Origin of the sequence: Mycobacterium sp. 1081908.1 (genome assembly GCF_001673535.1) — a bacterium.
In the GTDB taxonomy this organism is placed as follows: Bacteria; Actinomycetota; Actinomycetes; order Mycobacteriales; family Mycobacteriaceae; genus Mycobacterium.
Genome location: NZ_LZLY01000143.1, coordinates 42,286 through 61,652, shown reverse-complemented (window position 1 = coordinate 61,652; position 19,367 = coordinate 42,286). Strand labels below are relative to the sequence as shown.

26 protein-coding genes are annotated in these 19,367 nt (G+C 68.1%); 10 read left to right on the top strand and 16 right to left on the bottom strand.

The genetic code is table 11. From position 1 onward, the window contains the following. Position 1: 1 nt before the first annotated feature. From A5655_RS23680 to A5655_RS23670, 3 genes are all read right to left on the bottom strand, one after another. Positions 2 to 688 carry a peptidoglycan recognition family protein gene (locus A5655_RS23680; protein ID WP_082978843.1) on the bottom strand — a complete coding sequence of 229 codons (687 nt, stop codon included), beginning with the start codon at positions 686 to 688 and terminating at the stop codon, positions 2 to 4. A gap of 11 nt (positions 689 to 699) precedes the next feature. Next, positions 700 to 1,167: a DUF732 domain-containing protein gene (locus A5655_RS23675; protein ID WP_082978842.1), complete on the bottom strand. Its 468-nt coding sequence runs from the start codon at positions 1,165 to 1,167 to the stop codon at positions 700 to 702. Between the two features lie 192 nt (positions 1,168 to 1,359). Further along, positions 1,360 to 1,953 carry a DUF732 domain-containing protein gene (locus A5655_RS23670; RefSeq protein WP_197508786.1) on the bottom strand — a complete coding sequence of 198 codons (594 nt, stop codon included), beginning with the start codon at positions 1,951 to 1,953 and terminating at the stop codon, positions 1,360 to 1,362. A 45-nt stretch (positions 1,954 to 1,998) separates the two neighbouring features. Between A5655_RS23670 and A5655_RS23665 the strand changes: the two genes are divergently transcribed. Continuing rightward, on the top strand, positions 1,999 to 2,289 hold the full coding sequence (locus A5655_RS23665; RefSeq protein WP_067014380.1) for a hypothetical protein: 291 nt from the start codon (positions 1,999 to 2,001) through the stop codon (positions 2,287 to 2,289). Here A5655_RS23665 and A5655_RS23660 read toward each other — a convergent pair whose 3' ends face one another. Both A5655_RS23660 and A5655_RS23655 read right to left on the bottom strand, forming a co-directional pair. Next, on the bottom strand, positions 2,290 to 2,952 hold the full coding sequence (locus A5655_RS23660; protein WP_067014377.1) for a TetR/AcrR family transcriptional regulator: 663 nt from the start codon (positions 2,950 to 2,952) through the stop codon (positions 2,290 to 2,292). A 124-nt stretch (positions 2,953 to 3,076) separates the two neighbouring features. Continuing rightward, on the bottom strand, positions 3,077 to 3,769 hold the full coding sequence (locus tag A5655_RS23655; protein WP_197508785.1) for a TetR/AcrR family transcriptional regulator: 693 nt from the start codon (positions 3,767 to 3,769) through the stop codon (positions 3,077 to 3,079). 394 nt (positions 3,770 to 4,163) lie between these two features. Here A5655_RS23655 and A5655_RS23650 point away from each other — a divergent pair, with 394 nt between their 5' ends. Then, positions 4,164 to 4,553 carry a DUF4267 domain-containing protein gene (locus A5655_RS23650; protein ID WP_067014371.1) on the top strand — a complete coding sequence of 130 codons (390 nt, stop codon included), beginning with the start codon at positions 4,164 to 4,166 and terminating at the stop codon, positions 4,551 to 4,553. A 2-nt stretch (positions 4,554 to 4,555) separates the two neighbouring features. Then, positions 4,556 to 5,383, top strand: a complete 828-nt coding sequence (locus tag A5655_RS23645) for an LLM class F420-dependent oxidoreductase (protein ID WP_067014368.1) — start codon at positions 4,556 to 4,558, stop codon at positions 5,381 to 5,383. 8 nt (positions 5,384 to 5,391) lie between these two features. Here the strand turns inward: A5655_RS23645 and A5655_RS23640 are convergent, their stop codons facing one another. From A5655_RS23640 to A5655_RS23620, 5 genes are read right to left on the bottom strand one after another with little or no spacing between them, the layout of a single operon-like run. Further along, positions 5,392 to 5,715: an NAD(P)-binding protein gene (locus tag A5655_RS23640; protein WP_067014365.1), complete on the bottom strand. Its 324-nt coding sequence runs from the start codon at positions 5,713 to 5,715 to the stop codon at positions 5,392 to 5,394. A gap of 18 nt (positions 5,716 to 5,733) precedes the next feature. Beyond that, on the bottom strand, positions 5,734 to 7,206 hold the full coding sequence (locus A5655_RS23635) for an aldehyde dehydrogenase (protein WP_067014362.1): 1,473 nt from the start codon (positions 7,204 to 7,206) through the stop codon (positions 5,734 to 5,736). Then, a complete protein-coding gene (locus A5655_RS23630) occupies positions 7,179 to 7,976 on the bottom strand; it encodes a carboxymuconolactone decarboxylase family protein (RefSeq protein WP_067014359.1) in 798 nt (265 codons plus the stop codon). Before A5655_RS23630 ends, A5655_RS23635 begins: the two co-directional genes overlap by 28 nt. 32 nt (positions 7,977 to 8,008) lie before the next feature. Then, positions 8,009 to 8,818, bottom strand: coding sequence for a mycofactocin-coupled SDR family oxidoreductase (locus A5655_RS23625; RefSeq protein WP_067014356.1), 810 nt, complete (start codon positions 8,816 to 8,818; stop codon positions 8,009 to 8,011). Next, positions 8,815 to 9,645 carry a mycofactocin-coupled SDR family oxidoreductase gene (locus A5655_RS23620; RefSeq protein WP_067014354.1) on the bottom strand — a complete coding sequence of 277 codons (831 nt, stop codon included), beginning with the start codon at positions 9,643 to 9,645 and terminating at the stop codon, positions 8,815 to 8,817. The genes A5655_RS23625 and A5655_RS23620 overlap by 4 nt, the downstream gene beginning before the upstream one ends. 45 nt (positions 9,646 to 9,690) lie before the next feature. Between A5655_RS23620 and A5655_RS23615 the strand changes: the two genes are divergently transcribed. Further along, positions 9,691 to 10,284 carry a TetR family transcriptional regulator gene (locus A5655_RS23615; RefSeq protein ID WP_067014351.1) on the top strand — a complete coding sequence of 198 codons (594 nt, stop codon included), beginning with the start codon at positions 9,691 to 9,693 and terminating at the stop codon, positions 10,282 to 10,284. 1 nt (position 10,285) lies between these two features. Here A5655_RS23615 and A5655_RS23610 read toward each other — a convergent pair whose 3' ends face one another. The 3 genes from A5655_RS23610 to A5655_RS23600 form a co-directional block, all read right to left on the bottom strand. Further along, the gene (locus tag A5655_RS23610; RefSeq protein WP_067014348.1) at positions 10,286 to 11,749 is read right to left on the bottom strand and encodes a YdiU family protein; all 1,464 of its coding nucleotides are present in this window, start codon (positions 11,747 to 11,749) and stop codon (positions 10,286 to 10,288) included. Between the two features lie 28 nt (positions 11,750 to 11,777). Continuing rightward, entirely contained in the window at positions 11,778 to 12,344 is a 567-nt protein-coding gene (locus A5655_RS23605) for a hemerythrin domain-containing protein (protein ID WP_067014345.1), read from the bottom strand. Between the two features lie 116 nt (positions 12,345 to 12,460). After that, complete coding sequence (locus A5655_RS23600; RefSeq protein WP_067014342.1) at positions 12,461 to 12,745, bottom strand: WGxxGxxG family protein; 285 nt, start codon at positions 12,743 to 12,745, stop codon at positions 12,461 to 12,463. A gap of 152 nt (positions 12,746 to 12,897) precedes the next feature. Here A5655_RS23600 and A5655_RS23595 point away from each other — a divergent pair, with 152 nt between their 5' ends. The 3 genes from A5655_RS23595 (at position 12,898) to A5655_RS23585 (ending at position 15,419) form a co-directional block, all read left to right on the top strand. After that, positions 12,898 to 13,689, top strand: a complete 792-nt coding sequence (locus A5655_RS23595) for a hypothetical protein (protein WP_067014339.1) — start codon at positions 12,898 to 12,900, stop codon at positions 13,687 to 13,689. 75 nt (positions 13,690 to 13,764) lie between these two features. Then, positions 13,765 to 14,685 (top strand): CoA ester lyase, encoded by a 921-nt coding sequence (locus tag A5655_RS23590; protein ID WP_067014502.1) that lies wholly within the window; start codon positions 13,765 to 13,767, stop codon positions 14,683 to 14,685. A 17-nt stretch (positions 14,686 to 14,702) separates the two neighbouring features. After that, positions 14,703 to 15,419: a DsbA family protein gene (locus A5655_RS23585; RefSeq protein WP_067014336.1), complete on the top strand. Its 717-nt coding sequence runs from the start codon at positions 14,703 to 14,705 to the stop codon at positions 15,417 to 15,419. On the opposite strand, the gene A5655_RS23580 is transcribed toward A5655_RS23585, so the two are convergent. Continuing rightward, the gene (locus tag A5655_RS23580) at positions 15,381 to 16,637 is read right to left on the bottom strand and encodes an HNH endonuclease signature motif containing protein (protein WP_067014333.1); all 1,257 of its coding nucleotides are present in this window, start codon (positions 16,635 to 16,637) and stop codon (positions 15,381 to 15,383) included. The two genes, A5655_RS23585 and A5655_RS23580, sit on opposite strands and share 39 nt — an antisense overlap. A gap of 47 nt (positions 16,638 to 16,684) precedes the next feature. Here A5655_RS23580 and A5655_RS23575 point away from each other — a divergent pair, with 47 nt between their 5' ends. Genes A5655_RS23575 through A5655_RS23565 form a run of 3 tightly spaced genes read left to right on the top strand, consistent with a single transcriptional unit; the run spans position 16,685 to position 18,553 of the window. After that, positions 16,685 to 17,041, top strand: a complete 357-nt coding sequence (locus A5655_RS23575) for a DUF488 domain-containing protein (RefSeq protein ID WP_067014330.1) — start codon at positions 16,685 to 16,687, stop codon at positions 17,039 to 17,041. 1 nt (position 17,042) lies between these two features. Continuing rightward, positions 17,043 to 17,909 carry an LLM class F420-dependent oxidoreductase gene (locus tag A5655_RS23570; RefSeq protein WP_067014328.1) on the top strand — a complete coding sequence of 289 codons (867 nt, stop codon included), beginning with the start codon at positions 17,043 to 17,045 and terminating at the stop codon, positions 17,907 to 17,909. Between the two features lie 14 nt (positions 17,910 to 17,923). Next, a complete protein-coding gene (locus tag A5655_RS23565; protein ID WP_067014325.1) occupies positions 17,924 to 18,553 on the top strand; it encodes a GNAT family N-acetyltransferase in 630 nt (209 codons plus the stop codon). Between the two features lie 9 nt (positions 18,554 to 18,562). Here the strand turns inward: A5655_RS23565 and crcB (A5655_RS23560) are convergent, their stop codons facing one another. Then, entirely contained in the window at positions 18,563 to 18,931 is a 369-nt protein-coding gene (gene crcB, locus A5655_RS23560) for a fluoride efflux transporter CrcB (protein ID WP_067014322.1), read from the bottom strand. Continuing rightward, positions 18,928 to 19,326: a fluoride efflux transporter CrcB gene (crcB, locus tag A5655_RS23555; RefSeq protein ID WP_067014499.1), complete on the bottom strand. Its 399-nt coding sequence runs from the start codon at positions 19,324 to 19,326 to the stop codon at positions 18,928 to 18,930. Before crcB (A5655_RS23555) ends, crcB (A5655_RS23560) begins: the two co-directional genes overlap by 4 nt. Positions 19,327 to 19,367 lie beyond the last annotated feature (41 nt).

Here is a 19,367-nt window from a genome sequence, read left to right as displayed (position 1 = left end):
GTCAGTTCCCCGCCTCGATCGCCGCCACCCTCGCGGCAGCGTCGGGCCCGCAAAAGCGTTGCAGGTCCACGGGGCCCGCGGCCAGCAGATCGTCGATGCGGCGCTTGAGGTCACCCGACGAGAGATGGGCATAGAGGTTCGCGCCCGGGCAAGAAGTCGCGGCCAGGTCGCGATGGCCCGCCAACGTGTTGCTCGCGATCCGAAAGTTCTGGGCCGCCCAGGCGAACGCGAGCGCGGCCGATCGAAGCTGGGCCTCCGACACGGCCTCTTGATCGAAGTCTCCCTCACACAGGACCAGGAAATGGCCCGTCGTGTTGTAGTCCGTCGCCGTGTCGCCCGCGAATTCGGTGCTTCGCAGTTCGTAGATGTTGCCGTTCCGGTCGACGCCGACATGATAGGCGATGTCGATCCAGCCCTTGTCGTCTTGGTGGTACCGCTGGTCCTGACGTAAATGGCTTGGGGCATTACGGTTTTCGCCGAGGACCACCGCCTCGTGGTGCAACGTCATGCGGGTGATGGTGTGGGGCTTCCCGCCGGAGCGGGCGGGCCGCGCGCCCCAGGCGTCGCGGCAGAGCAACTGGGCCGAAGCGGCGCTCGAAGTTATGGGCCCCGGCGATTGCGGCTTCGCGCCGACCACGGACGCCAGGCCGACACCGCCCGCCAGCCGGAGCAGCCGACGGCGGTCCATGGCCGACGCCCCTACTTCGCCGCGCCCGGGCAGTACGCAACGACGGCGGCCTGGGCCAAATGCAGGGCGTCGTCATGACTGAACCCCTTCGGCCACGGGTTACCCGCGGCCTTGTCCTGGTTCTGTGCGGCCAGGATGTTGTTCACCGTGGACTCGAGGGGCTCGGGCCGCGGCGGCAACATCAGGAAGCAGGTGTGGTGGCCGAGCTCCATGAACCGCTGGCGGATGGCCGCCTTGCCGCTGTCCGTGATGCCGTAACTGTCCAGCGTGGACAGGAATTGAGCGTCCGCCCCGTCGGCCGGGGCGTTGGCCGCGCTCGAGGCGCTGACCGTCACCGTTGCCGGCCCGGGCGACATCGCCGTTTTGTCTCGTGACAGGTACACGCCGACTGAGATGAGACCGGCCAGGGCGGCCACCGCGAGCGCCGCCCCTCCGATGAGGACCCCAACCGGCGTCTGCCTGGTTTGGCTGCCCGTCATGCACGGCCTCCTCTGACTCCCGGATGGTCGCCAAGGGCGCGCGCGCTTCGTGGATCACGCCGACCCCTCGCCCGGGCTCCCCAGGCAACCCCAAGTCCAATCAATATCGCACCGTTTGCGGCTCCGGAGTTCAACGACACGTCAATGGCCGATGTCGCAGTCTGTCATGGCGGCGGCGGTCCGTACAGAATCCTAGGACGCCGGGCCAACCAGGTTGGCGTTTTGCGGACAGTACGCGTGGACGGAGATCGTCACGTAGGTATCGGCGTCGAGCCCCGGATTGCTCGTCCGGAACGCCCCGACTATCTGTGGCACCGTCATCCCCTGGCGGATGTCGTCGCACACCACCTTGCCGTTGTGAATGGCGGCCTCGGGATTGGCAAACGAGATGCCGTGATCGTTCAGGTTTTGCACGTATTTGTTGTCCTGATCCGCCGTGGACACGATGGACGACGGCCCGGCCGCTGACGCCGACGGCGCCGCGGGTGCGGTCGAGCCGGGCTTGGGCGCGGCCGGCTGCGGTGCCTTCGCCGGCGGGGTGAACAGCCAGAAGCCCAGCACGATCACCACGGCCAACCCGAGGCCGCCCATCAGTAGCACGCCGGCCTTACGCCATGTGGCGCTCCATGATTCGCGATCGGCCGGCGGTTCGCCCCCGACGGCGTCGTCGTAGTCGCGCGCCGACGTGCGGTCGGCTTCATCCGACGCCGCGTGATTGGGTACGGCAACGGTCTCGGCGCGGTTGAGCCCGAACGTTTCGTCGGCAGCCGGGGACGGCTCGGCCATGACGGCCATCGTAGCCATCGCCGAGCGATTGTGAGAACCTCACGTATGTCAGTCGAGCCGGACGGCGGCCGAATCGAGCGCGCGATGGATTTGCTTCGGCGCGCGCTGCAGTACGAGGTCAGCGTCGGGGCGCTGCTCGAGGTCGCGCTGTGGCTCGCGATCCCGTACCTGTCCATCGGCTTCGTCTGGGCGCTCGCGCACACCGAGGCGACGCAGCGGATTCAGGCGCGACTGGAAAACGTGTTCCCGACGGCCTCCGACGTGGCGGCCTTCGGCCTGACGGCGGCGCTGTGGCCGGCTTCAATCCAAATCGCCGATGCCTGCCCGGCCAGGTAACTAACCCGCGGGCGCTTCGCCGGCGGTGATCCGTTCGATCGTCTGGGGCGCAACGCCCAGGCCGCGCAGGCAGAACCGCAGCGCGCGTTCGCGAACCACGGCGCGGTCCCACCGATGCGTTGCCCACTGCCGCTGGGTGCCCGCCCACACGACGCCGTGGATCGATTTCGCGGCGGTCGACGGAACGATGTCCTCGAACATTCCGAGTTCGAGGCCGCGCTCGAGCTGCTCGATAAGCGGCTCGAGTATCGCGCCGTATGCGGGCGCGGCCATCTCCGGGGAGGAGAACGCTTTCGAATGAGCCTCCAGAGAGAGGCGTCGCGCATCGGACTCGCCGTTCTCGCCGAATGCGAGCTCGAGGCGCCCGTCGACCCAGGCGACCACCGCTTCGACCGGGTTGGCCGTGTGCGCCATCTTGCTCCTCAACCGCTGGGTCTCGATGCGGGCCAGCTCGACAAAGACCGCCGCGACCAGCTGATCCTTGGAGTCGAAGTGGCGGTAGAAGGCGCGGGTGCTGAGCTGCGCGCGTTCCAGCACGGCAGCGACACTGAGTCCCCGAACCCCGTGGTCGTGCATGGACTTGGAGGCGGCGTCCAAGATGGCGCACCGCACGTCGGGATCGGGGGCGAGCTTGTTACGTCGTTGCGCTAATGAGCTGGTCATCGGGTCAGACCAGGGAGGTCCGGTTATACAGACGTTTCATAGGTGCCTAGGTACCCCGCCGAACCGCTGCCGGAAACCTTCAATTTCAGGCACGGTGAAAACTATCGATTTCACTTCGCGCTACCTAACTCGCGGCCGTAACTTGTTCGATCGTGTGTGGCGCCACGCCCAGCCCACGCAGGCAGAACCGCACCGCGCGGTCGCGGACGTCGTCGCGGTCCCAATGGTGCGTCGCCCACTGCCGCTGGGTACCGGCCCACACGACGCCATGTATCGACTTGGCCGCGACCGCGGGGACGATGTCCTTGAACACGCCGAGTTCCAGGCCCCGCTGGAGCTGCTCGACGAGCGGCTCGAGGATGGCGCCATACGCGGGCGTGACCATCTCGGGAGTGGAGAACGCTTTCGATTGGGCCTCCAGCGACACCTGCCGCAGCTCCGCCCGGATGTCCTCGTCGAACGCGAGGTCGAGCCGGCCGTCGATCCACGCGGCGACCGCCTCGATCGGGTCGGTGGCTTCCGACATCTTGTCCCGCAGCCGCGTCACCTCACTGCGTGTCATCTCCAGAAAGACCGCGGCAACCAATTGGTCCTTGGACTCAAAATGCCGGTAGAAGGCGCGGGTGCTCAGCTGCGCGCGCTCCAGCACGGTGGCGACGCTGAGCCCCCGAACCCCCTGCTCCCGAACCGATTTCGAGGCGGCGTCCACAATCGCGCGGCGCACGTCGGGGTCGGGCGCAAGCTTCTTGCGTCGTGGCGTGACCGTGTGGCTGGCGTACGGCTGCGGACGCGCTCGCGGATCCCCCTGTCCCGTCATAGGTAGTAAAAATAATCTGCTGATCGTCCGCCCACACTGCTTTCGGGGTCCCTGTTTCCGGTGAGTTTGCATAACGTGAGCGCGATCGCCAGGGAAATGTTGGCCACGACCACTATTAGACGAATGCACAATTGTTTCGCTTGAAATCGTGTTAGTGGACTTGTGGCTGGTCTCGGCGGTTTTGGCGGGGCCACTCGCGTGTTGTTAACAGGGATAAGGCAATTGCGTTTCGTGCGAACGGGTTTGCTGACATCTGCCCCCGTACCGCAACTTTTTCGCGCGTCGCTCAGGCCAAAAAATCTACTTGAAAACGACGATTTCAGTGAACCCTAGTTCACTGGCCGCCAAACCCTCATACTCGTGAACCCACGCGATTGGCTCTAGGCTGCGGGCCATGGCAATCGACCGGGCCGCGCTTGTCGCGGGCAGCATTCGACTGGCGTCGGGCATCTCCTTCCTCGTCGACCCGCTCCGGGCGAACCGGTTGTGGGGCGATCCGGAGGAGCCGACGCCGACGGCGCGACTGCTGCTGCGTTCCATGGGCTATCGCGATGCGTTGATCGGCGGGCTGCTCGCCGCGGCGGCGCTGCGCGGCAAGGGCACCCGCGGCTGGTTTCTTGCCTCCGGCGGCGCCGATGCGGCTGACCTGCTCGGCGGGATGAGTGTGCATGATGAACTGAAGCCGTCGCAGCGGCTTATCGGGCTCGGGGGCGCCGCCGTCGGTATCGGCGTTGGGCTTTGGGGCGCGACTCGACGGGCCCCGGGTGGGGAGAAAACGGAGTGACCATGCGCATCGGCGTCCTGACATTCGTTACCGACGAAGGAATCGGCCCGGTCGAGCTGGGCCAGGCGCTCGAGGAGCGCGGGTTTGCCGCCCTGTTCCTGGCCGAGCACTCGCACATCCCGGTCGACGCCAAGACGCCATACCCGATGGGTGGCCCGATTCCGCGGAAGTACTACCGGACGCTGGATCCGTTCGTGGCGTTGACGGCGGCGGCGGTCGCGACCCAGGAACTTGTCGTGGGCACGGGAATCGCGTTGGTTCCGCAGCGCGATCCGATCCTGACGGCCAAGGAGGTCGTCTCGCTTGATCTGGTGTCGCGTGGGCGATTCCGCTTCGGTGTGGGTGTGGGTTGGCTGCGCGAAGAGATCGCCAACCACGGCGTCGATCCGGCGGTACGGGGCCGGACGGTGGACGAGCGGCTGGACGCGATGATTGAGATCTGGACGCAGGAAAAGGCCGAATTCCACGGCGAATTCGTGAACTTCGATCCGATCTACAGTTGGCCCAAGCCGGTGACGAAGCCGCATCCGCCGCTGTACGTGGGCGGCGGGCCGGGGGCTTTCAACCGCATCGCCCGGCTGAATGCCGGTTGGCTCGCGATGAGCCCATCGCCGGATGCCCTGTCGGGTCAGCTCGGCAAACTGCGCGACACCGCCGGCCCCGACGTGCCGGTGATCAACATCCACATGGGCGAGCACACGGCGGAGGCGCTGGAGGGCTACCCGCCGCTGGGCGTGGAGCACGTTTTGATCGAGCTACCGACGGAGCCTCGCGACGAGACGCTGCGTCGTTTGGACGAGCTGCGTGCCGAGTTCGCGCGACTGGCGTAAACGTTGATCTAGCCGGCCGTTTGCAGCAGTGACAAATGCTTGCGCTCCCGCTCGGTCAGCGAACGTGTAGCGACGCAATAGTGGAAATTGTCGCGGTTGGACGGGTAGACGAGGTCGGTCTCGTGCTCGAGGTCGCTGAAGGCCGTCAGGACGCGGCTGCTGTTCGTACGCATGCTTGGCCACACGCCGCTTCGGCCGTCCAGCCCCGCCCACTGCCCGCCGGGCATGGACGACCGCTCGAAGATGGTCGGCTCGAAACCCTGCGATGCCAGCCAGCGCGCGGCGACGAGCCCGCCCGGTCCCGCCCCGATCACCGCCACGTTTCCGGCCATCCTCGAACTCTAAACGCTTCAGCCCATTCCGATTCGAATGTTCTTGGGTTGCAGGAATTCGTAGAGGCCGTCCACGCCGCCGGTGCGGCCGAAGCCGCTTTGTTTGAAACCGCCGTACGGTCCCTGCGGCGAGATATCGCTGAACGTGTTGATCCACACCGAGCCCGCCTCGAGCCGGCGGGCCATCCGATGCGCGCGGGTGAGGTCGCGCGTCTGGACGAAGGCGTTCAAACCGTATGGCGTGTCGTTGGCGATGCGCACCGCTTCTGCCTCGCTGCTGAACTTCATCAGGGACACGACCGGGCCGAAGGTCTCCGTTTGGGCCAGCGGGGACGCGTTGTCCACGCCGCCGAAGACCGTCGGCTCGATGTAGTACCCCGCCGCCAGCTCACCGCTCAATCTGCTTCCGCCGGTGAGCAATTCACCCGCCTTGCTGGCCACCGCGTCGTCGATCTCGGCGATGATGCGATCGGCGGCGGCGCGGCTGATGACGGGCCCGAACACCACGCCGGGGTCCAGCGGGTCGCCCGCCTTGGCGTTTTTGACGACGCCGACGAGCCGCTCGGCGAACGCGTCGTAGACGGATTCGTGCACCAGGACCCGGCTCGCGCAGGCGCAGCTCTGTCCCGACTGGATCAGCGGGCCCTGGTGCGCCGACAGCATGGCCGCCGCGTCGAGGTCGGCGTCGTCGAAGACGATCATCGCCGACTTGCCGCCGAGCTCGGCGACCACCGGCGTCAGGTTCGCCGCCGCCGCCACGAGGACCTTGCGGGCGGTCGCGGCGCCGCCGGTGAAGTGCACCTTGCGGATGCCCGGGTGCCGGACCAGGGCGTCGCCGCCCTCGGGTCCGGCGGGCACCACGTTGACGAGCCCGGCCGGGAGGCCGGCCGCGATGCACAACTCGCCGAACCGCAGCGCGGCGAACGGCGCCACCTCCGACGGCTTGAGCACGACGGCGTTGCCCGCCGCCAACGCCGGGGCGACGCATGACGCGATCACCACCAGTGCGCCGTTCCACGGGGTGATGACGCCGACGACGCCGTAGGGCTCGCGTTCGACGAGGTTGACGTCGAACGATTCGGCCACCGGCGTACTGATGCCGTGCGGTTTGTCGACGTAGCCCGCGAAGTGGCGCAGAAATCTTTCGAGCAGAATCGCGTTGCCGGCCAGCGAGATCGGGACGGCGTAGTCGTGCACGTTGAGCCGGGCCAGCTCGTCGAGGTCGTCATGCACGGCGTCGGCCAGATCGATCAACTTCTCCCGCCGGCGATCGGCGGTGAGCGACATCCATTCTCGATGGGCCCGCCAGCCCGAGGCGACGGCGTCGTCGATCTCGGCGGTCCCCGCCAGTTGCACGCTCGCGTTGGGTTGGCCGGTGGCGGGGTAGATGTGCTGGTGGGCGCCGCCGGAAGACCGGGTGACGCGGTCGCCGGCGATCAACAGCCCCCCGGACAGCGGCGAGTTCACGTCGCGGTGGCTTCCGCGTGCCATTCGGCCGAGACGCGCTGCTTCTGCTCGCCGATCACCTGGCTCAGGTGGGCGGCCTTCGGCCAGCCGTAGTAGGCGGCGAAATGCAGGGCCAGTTCGTCCATCTCGTCGAAGGAGACGTCGCGGCTCTTGAGCGCGGCGTAGACGTGGCTCAGTATCGGGATGGGCGCGTCCTGGATGGCCACACAGGCGACCGTCACCAGGCGCCGCTCCTTCATTCCCAGTCCCGGCCGCAGCCACATCTCACCGAACACGAAGTTCAAAATCCCCGCACCGGAGTAGGGGTTGTCCCGAATCGGCACGAACGGAATGCAATTGACCGCCTTGAAGCATTCCTCCCCGCTCGCCAGCCGGCTCTCCGGATCGCTCGGCGTGACCAGCGGTAGCAGCGGCTCGGGCGGCGGCACCGCCAGGCCGCGCTCGCGATGGATCCGCTCCCACTGCGCGTCGACGGCCATGTTGAACCGGGACGCCTTGGGCCACCCGGCGTATACCGCGAAATGCAGCACAGTTTCGCGCATCTCGGTGATGGTCAGGTCGCCGCTGTTCAACGCCGCGTACACGTGGTCCTGCAGGGGCCCTTCGGCGTCGGCGGCCGCGACGCAGGGCAGCGTGACGAATCGCCGGTCCCTGCGGCTCAAGGTCGGCCGCGACCAGACTTCGGCGAAGACGAACTCGATCAGGATCCGGGTCGTCGGGGTCGGATCCTCCGGCGCGGGCACCGTCATCACATCGGCGAACTGACGCAGCCCCCGCTGTGAACGTTCTGTCATGAAACCTGCTCTCCGCGTTGGGGTGTGACCGCCTAGCGCAGCGTGACGCCGGCGTCCACCTTGAACTCCAGTCCGGTGACGAACCGGGACTCGTCGGACACCAAAAACAGCACCGCGTTGCTGATGTCGATCGGTTCGGCCATCAGGGTGGGCAGGGCGTTGAGGAAGATCGGGACCAAGTCGGGTCGCTGTTCGGCGAGGAGCGCGTGCATCGAATCCGGGCGCATCCCCGTCTCCACGCCGGTGGGGTGCACGGTGTTGACGCGGACGCTCTGTGCGGCAAGCTCATTGGCCAGCGCGCGGCTCAACCCGACGACGCCGTGTTTGGACGCCGTGTACGGAAGGTGCAGAGGGGTGCCCTTCAGCCCGGCCGATGAACTGACGAGGATCAGGCTGCCGCCCTGGCCGACGAGGTGGGGGAGCGCGGCGGCGCAGGTGTTCCAGGTGCCGATGAGATTGACGTCGACGACGGTGCGCCACTGCTCCGACGTCGTGGTGTCCCAGGTGCCGACGGTCAGCACCCCGGCGTTGGCCACGGCGGCGTCCAGCCGGCCGAGCTCGGCGACGCCGTCGTCGACCGCCGAGGCCAGGGCCGCCGCGTCGCGGATGTCCACCACGCGCAGGACCGCGCGCCGGTCCTGCTTTTCGACCAGCCGCGCGGTCTCCTCCAGATCCGCGCGGGAGGCGAGGGGATACTCGATCTCCGGCAGCGAGGCGCAGATGTCGACCAGGATCAGGTCGGCCCCCTCCTCGGCCAGCCGCACGGCGTGGCTGCGGCCCATTCCCCGCGCTGCGCCGGTTATCAGCACCCGCTTGCCGGCGACTCGCCCCGTGGCACTCATAGTTTGTTGCAGAAGCCGGCGTCGACGGGGAACGTCACCCCGGTGACGTACTTGGCGGCGTCGGAGACCAGGTAGGCGATGGCGGCGCTGATGTCCTCGGGCTCCAGCAGGCCGACCGGCATCGGGTTCTGCAGGTGCGGGCCGCCGTCGGGATAGTTCTCCAGGAATTCGGTCATGGCGGGGTTGACCGCCATCATGGTGTTGACCGCCGTCGGGTGCACGGTGTTGACCCGAATGTTCAGCGGCGCAAGCGCATTGGCGAGTGCCCGCATCAGCCCGACGATGCCGTGCTTGGACGCCGCGTAACCCAGGCCGCCGCCCTGCAGGCCGCCGAAACCCTTCAGCCCCGCCGTCGAGCTGGTGAAGATGATCGCCCCGCCGCGGTTACCGGCGAGCAGGTGCGGAATCGCCGCCCACGCGGTGTGATACGCGCCGTCGAGGTTGACCCCGGTCGCCGCCTTCCACTGCTCCAGCTCCTCCTCGATGGTCAGCTCGCGGAACGCCATCGGGGCGATGCCCGCGTTGGCCAGGACGATGTCGAGGCGACCGAACTGCTCGACGCCGGCGTCCACGGCCGACTTGACCTGATGGAAGTCGCGGACGTCGGCCACCAGCCCGAGCATCTTGGCGCCCTCGGCCTCGACGAGGGCCACCGTCTCGTCGAGCTCGCCGCGGCTGGCCATCGGGTAGCCGTTCGCGGGAATGTCTTCGCAGATGTCGATTCCCACGATGTTGGCTCCGTCGCGCGCCAGGCGAATCGCGTGGCTGCGGCCCTGGCCGCGCGCGACCCCGGTGATGAAGGCGACCTTGCCTTCCAGTTGGCCCATAGTTGCTGCCCTTCGGTAACGTCGTTACTCGGACGATACAGTAACATGGTTACCGTGGTTGCAGAAGGGGGTGGCCCGCCGGATCCGATCATCGAGATCGTGGTCGAGCTGCTGGACACGCAGGGCTACGAGGCCGTGCAGCTCCGCGAAGTGGCCAGGCGCGCGCGGGTGTCCCTCGCGACGATCTACAAGCGCTACGCGACGCGCGACGAGCTCATCGTCGCCGCGCTCGATTGGTGGATGGACACCCATCGCTATGCGAACCTGCCGTCACCGGCCACGGGCGCGGGCGGCGAATCGCTTTACTCCGACCTGATGGCTGTGATGCGGACGATTTTCGAGCCGTGGGAGCGGCACCCCACGATGCTGCGATCGTACTTCCGTGCGCGATCGGGGCCGGGCGGCGACAGATTGATTCAGCGCGGCGTGGACGCGGTGTTTCCGGTCGCCAAATCGATTACAGCCCAGGTAGATTCGGATTACGCGAAGGATCTCGAGCTGATCCTCACGGGCGTTGTATTCGGGTTCCTGGGGCGCTTTACGCAGGGCGAGATCGAGGTCACCGAGATCATGCCGGGGATCGAGCGCGCCGTGTTCTGGCTGACGGCGGCCTACGAGAACCGTGCCGTGACGCAATAGTTCAAGTGCCGCAGAACGTTTGGTACGCGCCGAAATCCTCCGGCGCGGGGTTGGCGTAGCGCTCGAAGCCCGGTCGTTCGTCGTAAGGGGCGGTGACGGCGGCGAGCAGGCGCCCGAGTGGATCGAGATCGCCGGCCGTCGCCGCGGTCAGCGCCTCCTCGACGAGGTGATTGCGCGGAATGTAGACGGGGTTGGTGCGGTCCATCGATTCGGCGTCCGGGCCGAGGGCCCGCCAGCGTGACATCCAGTCGTCGAAGCCGGCGAGGTTGACGAACAGGCCGCGCGCGCCTTCCGATTCGCCCCGCGCCGCCCGCCCGAGGTGGCGGAAGAAGGACGTGTAGTCGACGTCGCTCTCGTTCAGCAGCGCGAGCAACTCGTCGACCAGCGCAACGACGACGTCGGCGTCGATGTCATCGGACAAGCCGAGCTTGGCGCGCATCCCGGCCGACCAGACCGCGTCGTAGCTCGGCCGGAAGACTCCGAACGAATCCTCGGCGAGCGCCACCGCCTCTTCAATGTCGTTGGAGAGCAACGGAATAAGCGACTCCGCGAACCGGGCGAGGTTCCAACCGGCGACCACCGGCTGGTTGCCGTAGGCGTAGCGCCCCCAGAAATCGATCGAGCTGAAGACCGTGTCCGGGTCGTAGGCCTCCATGAAGGCACATGGCCCGTAGTCGATGGTTTCGCCGGAGATCGTCGTGTTGTCGGTGTTCATCACGCCGTGCACGAAACCGATCAGCATCCATCGGGCGACCAATTCCGCCTGGACGGCGACCACCGCTTCGAACAGGGCCAGGTAGGGCCGCTCGGCCTCTGCCGCCCCGGGATGGTGGCGCGCGATCGCATGGTCGGCGAGGCGCCGCAGCAGATCGACGTCGCCGGTGGCCGACGCGTATTGGAAGCTGCCCACCCGCAGGTGGCTGCTCGCGACGCGGGCGAGCACGGCGCCGGGGAGCACCGCCTCGCGCTGCACCGGCCGCCCGGTGGCGACGACGGCCAGCGATCGCGTGGTGGGGACGCCCAGCGCGTGCATCGCCTCGCTGACGATGTACTCGCGCAGCATCGGGCCCACCGCCGCCAGGCCGTCGCCGCCGCGCGCGAACGGCGTCGGGCCGGAACCCTTCAGGTGGATGTCGCGCAGGCGCCCGCCGTCGTCGACCAGCTCGCCCAGCAGCAGCGCGCGCCCGTCGCCCAACCGCGGGACGTACCCGCCGAACTGGTGCCCGGAGTAGGCCTGGGCCACCGGAGTGGCGCCGCTGGGGACGAGGTTGCCCGCCAGGAACCGCAGCCCGTCGGGACTCCGCAGCCAGCCGCCGTCGAGGCCCAGCTCGGCGGCCAGTGGGTCGTTGATCGCGAGCGGCCGCAGGTCGGGGGTCGGCTCGGCCTGCCAGCGGACGGCCATTTCCGGCAGCTGGCGAAAGAACCGGTCCTGCAGAGCAACGGTGGTGTCCGGCGCAACGCTCACATCACCGAGACTACGGAAAAGCCGTGCGCTATCCGATGGCCTTGCCGATCAGGTCCCGGGCGCGGTCGAGCATCGAGGCGAACGGCCCGACGGCGAAATTCAGCTTCGCCGATTCCACGCCAGGATGCGGGCGGGTCGGCGCTATCGCCTCGGCCGCACGCACTGCGGAACCCATCCGCTTGAGGTCGTTCGTGTCGACTTCCCGCTGCAGCACGGGGAACTCCTCGTCCTCCTCGTGCCGCGCGTGGTCGAGCACGGCGTCGCGAAGCTTGGTCAGCTCGTCGACGAACTCCTGCGAGGTGCAGTCGAGTTTCTCGATCTGCGACAGCAGTTCCTTGGCTTCGTGCTCTTCTTTCAGGCGGGCGTCGACGATCGCGTCGCCGTCGTCGCCCTCGCGGCGCATGCGGGGATGCACCACCATTTCCTCGGCTGTCTCGTGCACCGCCAGCAGTTGGCGCAGCTCCACGAACGGCTTCTCGCGTGCCTTGGGGTCCGACGCGTGCAGCACCTCGTCGAACATGTCCTCGATGAGGTTGTGCTGCGCCTTGAGGAACGCGACGACCTCCTCGGGTGATTGGACAAGCATCTCGGCCATGGCCGATACCTCCAGTGATAGGGGAATTGAAGAAATACCCGGTGGGGGACCCGGTAAACCGCGAGGCGCCCCCGCCAGACGCACGACGCACCTGACGGGGGCCTCGGCGGAAACGGCTAGACGCCGCGCCCGGGAGTCGTGGTCGTCCCCACGCGGGTGATGGTGTCGGTGTCCTTGCGGCGCTTCAGCCCCATCAGTCCGCCCAGGCCGAGCAGGCCGAGCAGCCCCCACAAGCCGGTGTTGTCGCTGTGCTGATCATTGTTCTGGCCATTGTTGTTGTCCGCCAACGTCGTTGTGCTCGATGACGGCGCCGGGGCCCCCTCGACGGTGGCGTTGGCGACGCCCGCCCCACCGAACAGCAGTGCCCCGGTGGCAGAAATGACCGCAATTGTCTTACGCATGTTTGCTCCTGAATTGAGTTCGAGACCAGTCGCCGCTAGCCCCAACGAAAAGCGACGCGAGAAGAGGGCCCGAAGCGTCGCAAGACATGGGCTACCCGGTGTCGGGGCAATGAAACGGCGACGCCGGATTTGCGAAGTGAGATCATTTGCTGATGGATCAGCAGGACCCGCAACAGCGCATCGCCGAGCTGGAGCTTCAGCTCGCGCAGCAGAAGCGCATCGCGGATCTGGAGCGTCAGCTGGCCGACGCCCGGGCCGCCGCAGGCCAACCCGTCGAGCGGCCGGCCGAGGTCTCCGCCGCACAACTGGCCGCCATCGACGAGCACGCGCGCCGGCTGGCGCAGGCGCTGCAGGCCGACCGCGGCCAGCCCTTCGGGGGACCGGGCGCGGCACCGCTTCGCGAGGCCCTTCAGCGTGCCGTCGTCGACGCGGGCTTGTCGCAGCAGCAGTACCGGGACGCCCTGGACCGCGCCGGCCTGCGCGCCGGCGGCACCGTCAAGGTCGGGGGCCAAGTGGTTTTTCAGCGTTGCGACCCCTCCGATCCGGTTTTCCTGGCACCTCGCCCGCGCGGCGGATTTTCGGCGCCGCCTCGGCGTTCCGGGCCGGGCCATGTGGGAGTGATCGTCGGCCTGCTCGGCGGGGCGGTCGGCCTCTGCGTCGGCATCGCGGCGGCGGTGACCGCCCTCATTCCGTCGAGCGCCCTGTGGATGAGCCCCATCGTGTGCCGCGGCGGTTACGCGATGGCGTACAACACCTCGCACTACAGCTACAAGCCGGGCCAGTCGGGGACCACGGTGAGCTTCCAGTGTGTCGGCGACGGCGACTTCTATGACGTCAACGACCTCGCGGTCTTCGCGCTGCAGTCGTTGCTCGCCGCGCTGCTGGTGTTCGTCGCCCTGGCGGTGGGCGGCTTACTGTGGCGCCGCTCGCACAAGCCCGCGTGACCGGTGGTTTGCCTGGCGGCTACGGTTTAACAAAGACGAATCCGCACCCACGGAATGAACATGGCGACAGATCAGATGTATGAACAGGTCGACGACCAGGCGCCGGATCCCTCCGACATCGGCTGGCGCATCGACCCCGTTCTCGCCCGCAGTTGGCTACTGGTCAACGGCGCGCACGCCGACCGGTTCCAGGCCGCGGCGCATTCCCGCGCCGACATCGTCGTCCTGGACATCGAGGACGCGGTGGCGCCGAAGGACAAGCAGGCCGCCCGCGACAACGTGGTGCGCTGGCTCGGCGGCGAAAACACCGACTGGGTCCGCATCAACGGGTTCGGCACCCCGTGGTGGGCCGACGATCTGGCGGCGCTGGCCGGCACGTCCGTCGGCGGGGTGATGCTGGCGATGGTCGAATCGGTGGACCACGTCACCGAGACCGCCCAACGGCTGCCGAACGTGCCCATCGTGGCGCTGGTCGAGACGGCCCGCGGCCTGGAGCGCATCACCGAGATCGCCGCGGCCAAGGGCACCTTCCGGCTCGCGTTCGGGATCGGCGATTTCCGCCGCGACACCGGGTTTGGCGAGGACCCGAGCACCCTGGCGTACGCGCGCTCGCGCTTCACGATCGCGGCGAAGGCGGCCAACCTGCCCAGCGCGATCGACGGGCCGACGATCGGCTCCAACGCCTTGAAGCTCATCGAGGCCACGGCCGTTTCCGTCGAATTCGGGATGACCGGCAAGATCTGCCTGACGCCGGATCAGTGCGCGGTGGTGAACGAGGGCCTGTCGCCCTCGCAGGACGAAATCTCCTGGGCCAAGGAGTTTTTCGCCGAGTTCGAACGGGACGGGGGAGAGATCCGCAACGGCTCCGACCTGCCGCGGATCGCCAGGGCCACGAAGATCCTCGAGTTGGCCCGCGCGTACGGCATCGAGGTGTCGGAATTCGACGACGAGGAGAGGGTGCACTCGCCCGCGCCGTCGGATACGTATCACTACTAGGCCAAGGAGCGCGTCCGATGAGCGGGACCGTGGACTTTCACTTCGACCCCATGTGCCCGTTCGCCTACCAGACGTCGTTGTGGATCCGCGACGTTCGTGAGCAGCTCGGCATCACCGTCAATTGGCGGTTCTTCAGCCTCGAGGAGATCAACCGCTCGGAGGGCCAAAAGCACCCGTGGGAGCGGGAGTGGTCCTACGGCTGGTCGCTGATGCGGATCGGGGCGCTGTTGCGCCGAACGGACATGTCGCTGCTGGACCGGTGGTACGCCGCCATCGGACGCGAACTGCACACCCTGGGCGGCAAGCCGCACGATCCGGCGGTGGCGCGAAAGCTGCTGGGCGACATCGGAGTCGACGCGGCGATTTTGGATGCGGCGCTGGACGATCCCACCACCCACGACGAGATCCGCGAGGAACATCAGCGCGTCATCGATGCCGGCGGGTTCGGTGTGCCGACGCTTTTCCTGTCGGGGCAATGCCTGTTTGGGCCCGTGTTGGTGGACCCGCCGACCGGTCCGCCCGCGCTGACGCTGTGGAACGTCGTCACCGGGATGGCCGAACTGCCGCACGTCTACGAGCTGCAGCGGCCCAAGGCGGCCGCCGATCTCGATCTCATCGGCCGAAGCCTGCGCCCGTATCTCGATGGGCGCGACTGGGTCAGCATCAATCGCGGCGAGGTCATCGACCTCGAGCGCCTAAGCGGCGTGTCGAGCCAGGGCGACGCCGATTCGTAGTTCAGCATCGCTGAACACGATCGTCGGCGCGCGCGGCGGTGCCGTCGACCGGTAGGTCTTGCCCGTCGGCGTGGTGAATTCCGTTGTGTGCGTGTGGTTTTCGTCCGTGCTGGTGCGGACCCGCCACCCGGCGGCCTCCTTGGCGTAGTTGCACAGCTCGCACATGCCCAGGCCGTTGTCCGCCGTGGTCTGCCCGCCTTCGGCCCACGGCTGCGCGTGGTCGCGGTGCCGGATCGGCGCGTCGCAGTAGGGCGTGCGACAACGTTGGTCGCGCAGCTCGATGAAGGCGGCCAGGCCCCGCGGGAACAGGCGCGCCCGGGACTCCATCGCCACCAGCGCCCCGGATTGCGGATGAGCGTAGAGCCTGCGCAACGTGGCCCGGGAGCGCCGGTCGGCGAGCGTGCCGGCGACCATCGCCCGGGCGACCGCCGCCGGAATGGGGCCGTAGCCGCAGAGGTCGGCCGGCGCGTCGTCGCCGCCCAGCAGCGTTGCGTCGGTCAGCACCAAGTTGACCGCGATCGGGGTTGGGACCGCCGCGTCGCGTCCGGTGACCCGTTCCACGAGGGTGTCCGCCATGACCTGGCCGCGTGAGCGCCCGTCGCAGCGGGTGTCCGCCTCGCGGCGCAGCGCCGCGTACACCGAGACTCCCTGCGTCACCGGCAGCAGCGCGGTCACATACGTCATGGTGTCGGGCGCCGGCCGGATGGTGACCGTCCGCTCGTTCTCGGCCTTGGCCGCCCGCTCGACCACCGCGTGCGGGTCCAGCCGGTAGGCGATCGCCTTGGCGGCGGCGGCTACCCGCGCGTCGCCCATGCCGTCGAGGCTGTCCGGGTCGGCGCACAACTCGGCGTCCAGGGTGCGGCGATCCTCGACGGCCAAACACGCGCTCTCGCGCACGATCAGGGTGGCCCGCCATTCCGACAGCGCCCCGCATTCCAGCGCCGCCAGCGTGTGAGGCATCTCGTGGACCAGCGCCTTGGCGAAGCCCAGGTGCCGGCCACCCCGCGCCGGGGAATCCCGTCGGGCCAGGGCGATCTCGCTGGCCAGCCCGCGGCCGCGCTGTGCCGCCGGCACGCCGGCGTCGGCCTCGTTCGAGCGGCGCAGCGCATCGAGCGCCACGGCCAATCGCGCCTGGCCCGCGGCGGCCGCCGATTTCTCCCGCTCCAGCTGGGCGATTCCCGAGATGAGCGCGGCCTCGTCGGCGTCGCATTCGAACATGTGTTCGAGTATACCCGAGCCACCGACACGATCGCTAGCCTGAGCCCATGAGCGCCAAGAACCGCATTCGGGTGGCGCGCGTGTATGACGATCTCGATCCCGACGACGGGCAGCGCGTGCTGGTGGATCGCATCTGGCCACGGGGGGTTCGCAAGGACGACCCCCGCGTGGGCATCTGGTGCAAGGACGTCGCGCCGTCGAAGGACCTGCGCGAGTGGTACCACCATGACCTGGAACGGTTCGACGAATTCCAGGCGCGCTACACCGACGAGCTGCATGACAGTGCGGCCCTGGCGGAGCTGCGAAAGCTGGCCGGACGCGGCGTCGTGACTCTGGTGACCGCCGCTCGCGAGGTCGACGGCAGTCACGCGGCGGTGCTGGCGAAGCTTCTCAAAGGCAATTGAAATGCGGTTGGGATTGCACGCGCTGGGAATCGGAACCGGTGCCGATCGGGCGGTGATCGATGCCGTCGCATCCGCCGCGGACAGTTGCGGCTTTTCCACGCTCTGGGCCGGTGAACACGTCGTCATGGTGGATCGACCCGCGTCCCGTTACCCCTATTCCGACGACGGCGTCATAGCCGTTCCAGCGCAAGCGGATTGGCTCGACCCGATGATCGCGCTGAGCTTCGCCGCCGCCGCGTCGTCCCGGATCGGCCTGGCGACGGGCGTGCTGCTGCTCCCCGAACACAACCCGGTGGTGGTGGCCAAGCAGGCCGCCAGCCTGGACCGGCTGAGCGGTGGGCGGCTGACGCTGGGCGTGGGCGTCGGATGGTCCAAAGAGGAATTCGCCGCGCTCGGGGTGCCGTTCGAACACCGCGCCGCGCGCACCGCCGAATACGTGTCGGCGATGCGCACGTTGTGGCGCGACGACGTCGCGTCGTTCGACGGCGAATTCGTCCGCTTCGATGCGATCCGGGTCAACCCAAAGCCGTTGCGGCGCATCCCAATTGTGCTCGGCGGCAACAGCGATGCGGCCCTGCGGCGCGTGGCCGCCTGGGGCGATGGCTGGTACGGGTTTAACGTCGACGGGCCGGCCGCCGTACGCGAACGCATGGACACGCTCGAGCGGCTGTGTGCCGAGGCGGGGCGCGACCGCGCGGAGCTGTCGGTGTCGGTGGCGCTGCGCGATCCGGGTGTCGACGACATCGGCGCGCTCGCCGAAGCCGGCGTCGACGAACTGGTCCTGGTGGCGGCGCCGCCTGATCGCCCGGACGCCGTCGCCGGCTGGGTTTCCGCGCTGGCCGACAAGTGGATCGGGGCGCTTGGGTAGGCTGCGCGTTTGATATGAGCGAACCCGAAGTGATCCTCCCGCGGGAACTGACCGATATCAGCGACGAGGTGCGTCGCGTGCCGGCGCCGCCCGGCGTCGCCGAGGTCCCCGCACCATACGCTTTCCGGCTTGCCGACCCGGACGCCGACGCCGAGATGATCTCGGAGTGGATGAACCGGCCCGCCCTCGCCGAATCATGGGAATACGCGTGGCCGGCCCAGCGGTGGCACCGATACCTCAGTGCGCAACTCGACGGCAGTTATTCCCGGCCCTTTTTCGCCAGCCAGGACGGGCAAGACCACGCTTACATCGAATTGTACCGGGCCGCAAAGGATTCCATTGCAACCCGCTACGAGGCAGACCCCTACGACTTGGGGATACATGCCGCCATCGCCGACGAAGAGTTCGTGAATCGGGGGATCGCCGGGTACGTGCTGCCCCACTTCGTGGCCAGCGTGCTCGGCCAGGAACCGCGGTGTCGCCGGATCATGTTCGATCCCGATTACCGGAACAAGGCGGCGCGGCGATTCTGCGAGCGCGCCGGTTGCGTATTCCTGGGCGAGCACGACATGTCGAATCGCCGGATGGCGCTGTATGCGCTGCCCCGCACCCCCGACGACGTGCCCAAGCTCCGCGAGGCCTGAGCGCCGGGCTCAAACCTGCGACGCCACCCACTGCCCGAGCACCACGGCGGCGATGCCAAGCGCGGCGCTGACGACGATGTTGGCCAGCGCCGTCCACGTCTGGCGCTCCTCGCCGAGGCGCTGCGTTTCGAGCATCCACGTGGAAAAGGTGGTGTACGCGCCCACGAAGCCGGTCCCCGCGACCAGCGCCGCGTCCTTGCTCAGCGTCAGCTCCCCGAGGAAACCCAACAGGAAGGCGCCGCTGATGTTGACCGCCAGCGTCCCGAACGGAAAAGCCCGGGCCGCCCGGCGGGCCACCGCGCGGTCGATCACGAACCGCAGCACCGAGCCGATGCCGCCGACGAGCGCGACGCCGGACCAGACCAGGACGGTCGTCATCTGCGCACCCGCACTCGGCGAACGAAAGCAGTGGCGAGGTAGACGGCCAGGAACCCCAGCACGATGCTGCTGATGGTGTAGGCCGCGGCCATGACCCAGTGGCCGTGCTCGATCATCCGCACGGTTTCGACCTGCATCGTCGAGAAAGTCGTTAAGCCGCCACAGAATCCGGTGCCGAGCAGCGGGCGGCGGTAACTCGACACCGGCAGCCGCTCCAGCAGCCGGGTGGTGAAGTAACCGACCAGCGCGGCGCCGACGATGTTGACGATGAACGTGGGCCACGGCCACTGGCCGGTGTCGCGGACCAGGACGGTGCTCAGCGCCGCGCGGGCCAGGGCGCCGATCGCGCCGCCGACGAAAACCGCGGCCAGCTCGCGATAGTCGGGTCGTGCCACGCATCGCTTCCTTTCCAGCGGATGAACGCTTCGCAGCATAG

Coding starts and splice junctions, on each gene's coding strand:
- A5655_RS23680 (WP_082978843.1), bottom strand. CDS start 688: ATGGACCGCCGTCGGCTGCTCCGGCTGGCGGGCGGTGTCGGCCTGGCG.
- A5655_RS23675 (WP_082978842.1), bottom strand. CDS start 1,167: ATGACGGGCAGCCAAACCAGGCAGACGCCGGTTGGGGTCCTCATCGGA.
- A5655_RS23670 (WP_197508786.1), bottom strand. CDS start 1,953: ATGGCCGAGCCGTCCCCGGCTGCCGACGAAACGTTCGGGCTCAACCGC.
- A5655_RS23665 (WP_067014380.1), top strand. CDS start 1,999: ATGTCAGTCGAGCCGGACGGCGGCCGAATCGAGCGCGCGATGGATTTG.
- A5655_RS23660 (WP_067014377.1), bottom strand. CDS start 2,952: ATGACCAGCTCATTAGCGCAACGACGTAACAAGCTCGCCCCCGATCCC.
- A5655_RS23655 (WP_197508785.1), bottom strand. CDS start 3,769: ATGACGGGACAGGGGGATCCGCGAGCGCGTCCGCAGCCGTACGCCAGC.
- A5655_RS23650 (WP_067014371.1), top strand. CDS start 4,164: ATGGCAATCGACCGGGCCGCGCTTGTCGCGGGCAGCATTCGACTGGCG.
- A5655_RS23645 (WP_067014368.1), top strand. CDS start 4,556: ATGCGCATCGGCGTCCTGACATTCGTTACCGACGAAGGAATCGGCCCG.
- A5655_RS23640 (WP_067014365.1), bottom strand. CDS start 5,715: ATGGCCGGAAACGTGGCGGTGATCGGGGCGGGACCGGGCGGGCTCGTC.
- A5655_RS23635 (WP_067014362.1), bottom strand. CDS start 7,206: ATGGCACGCGGAAGCCACCGCGACGTGAACTCGCCGCTGTCCGGGGGG.
- A5655_RS23630 (WP_067014359.1), bottom strand. CDS start 7,976: ATGACAGAACGTTCACAGCGGGGGCTGCGTCAGTTCGCCGATGTGATG.
- A5655_RS23625 (WP_067014356.1), bottom strand. CDS start 8,818: ATGAGTGCCACGGGGCGAGTCGCCGGCAAGCGGGTGCTGATAACCGGC.
- A5655_RS23620 (WP_067014354.1), bottom strand. CDS start 9,645: ATGGGCCAACTGGAAGGCAAGGTCGCCTTCATCACCGGGGTCGCGCGC.
- A5655_RS23615 (WP_067014351.1), top strand. CDS start 9,691: ATGGTTACCGTGGTTGCAGAAGGGGGTGGCCCGCCGGATCCGATCATC.
- A5655_RS23605 (WP_067014345.1), bottom strand. CDS start 12,344: ATGGCCGAGATGCTTGTCCAATCACCCGAGGAGGTCGTCGCGTTCCTC.
- A5655_RS23600 (WP_067014342.1), bottom strand. CDS start 12,745: ATGCGTAAGACAATTGCGGTCATTTCTGCCACCGGGGCACTGCTGTTC.
- A5655_RS23595 (WP_067014339.1), top strand. CDS start 12,898: ATGGATCAGCAGGACCCGCAACAGCGCATCGCCGAGCTGGAGCTTCAG.
- A5655_RS23590 (WP_067014502.1), top strand. CDS start 13,765: ATGTATGAACAGGTCGACGACCAGGCGCCGGATCCCTCCGACATCGGC.
- A5655_RS23585 (WP_067014336.1), top strand. CDS start 14,703: ATGAGCGGGACCGTGGACTTTCACTTCGACCCCATGTGCCCGTTCGCC.
- A5655_RS23580 (WP_067014333.1), bottom strand. CDS start 16,637: ATGTTCGAATGCGACGCCGACGAGGCCGCGCTCATCTCGGGAATCGCC.
- A5655_RS23575 (WP_067014330.1), top strand. CDS start 16,685: ATGAGCGCCAAGAACCGCATTCGGGTGGCGCGCGTGTATGACGATCTC.
- A5655_RS23570 (WP_067014328.1), top strand. CDS start 17,043: ATGCGGTTGGGATTGCACGCGCTGGGAATCGGAACCGGTGCCGATCGG.
- A5655_RS23565 (WP_067014325.1), top strand. CDS start 17,924: ATGAGCGAACCCGAAGTGATCCTCCCGCGGGAACTGACCGATATCAGC.
- crcB (WP_067014322.1), bottom strand. CDS start 18,931: ATGACGACCGTCCTGGTCTGGTCCGGCGTCGCGCTCGTCGGCGGCATC.